Origin of the sequence: Citrobacter sp. Cpo148 (genome assembly GCF_030332375.1) — a bacterium.
Lineage (GTDB): Bacteria > Pseudomonadota > Gammaproteobacteria > Enterobacterales > Enterobacteriaceae > Citrobacter > Citrobacter portucalensis.
The window spans coordinates 1-960 of record NZ_JAOWHY010000013.1 but is presented as its reverse complement, the minus strand read 5'-3'; the positions used below and the strand labels follow the sequence as shown (position 1 = coordinate 960).

1 protein-coding gene is annotated in these 960 nt (G+C 56.0%); it reads left to right on the top strand.

The window, feature by feature from the left end; translation table 11 throughout:
* A partial coding sequence (locus OGY10_RS00060) for a terminase large subunit domain-containing protein (protein ID WP_286575989.1) occupies positions 1–960 on the top strand: 960 nt, incomplete at both ends.

The following is a 960-nucleotide window of genomic DNA, read 5'->3' as shown; positions in this document are numbered from 1 at the left end:
ATGCAGCTCACCACCGCCGCACGTTACTGCCAGCTCATCATGAAGGAGCAGAAAGAAGGGAAAGACTTCAAGGAAATTGACCTGCTGGCGCGCCAGTCAGAGCGCCATGCCCGGATCGGAAAATTTAACGATGGCGGGAATGAAGCTGATTTAAACCCGAAAGTTGCCAACCGTAACAAAGGGCCACGCCGCCAGCCCGAAAAGAATGTTTTCACTGATGAACAGACCGAAAAGCTGGAAGAAATCTTCCGCAACGGCATGTTTGAATATCAGCGCCACTGGTGGCAGGCAGGGGTAAAACACCGCATTCGCAACCTGCTTAAATCACGTCAGATTGGGGCAACATACTTTTTTGCCCGCGAAGCGCTGATTGACGCCATCACCACCGGGCGCAACCAGATCTTCCTCTCAGCCAGTAAGGCGCAGGCGCACGTCTTTAAGCAGTACATCATCGACTTTGCAAAAGAGGTGGATGTTGAGCTGAAAGGCGACCCGATGACCCTCAGCAACGGCGCGTGCCTGTACTTCCTCGGCACCAACGCCCGCACGGCGCAGAGCTACCACGGCAACCTGTACCTTGATGAATATTTCTGGATACCGAAATTTCAGGAGCTGCGCAAGGTTGCCTCCGGCATGGCCATTCACAAGAAATGGCGACAAACCTATTTCTCCACGCCGTCCAGCCTGACCCACAGCGCCTATCCGTTCTGGTCCGGTGCACTGTTCAACCGGGGCCGCGCTAAAGCGGACAAGGTGGACATTGACCTGACCCACAGCAACCTTGCGCGCGGCCTGCTCTGCCCGGACGGGCAGTACCGCCAGATCGTCACCGTGGAGGATGCGGTGCGCGGCGGCTGTAATCTGTTCGACCTCGACCAGCTGCGCATGGAGTACAGCCCGGACGAATACCAGAACCTGCTGATGTGCGAATTTATTGACGATCTGGCGTCAGTATTCCCG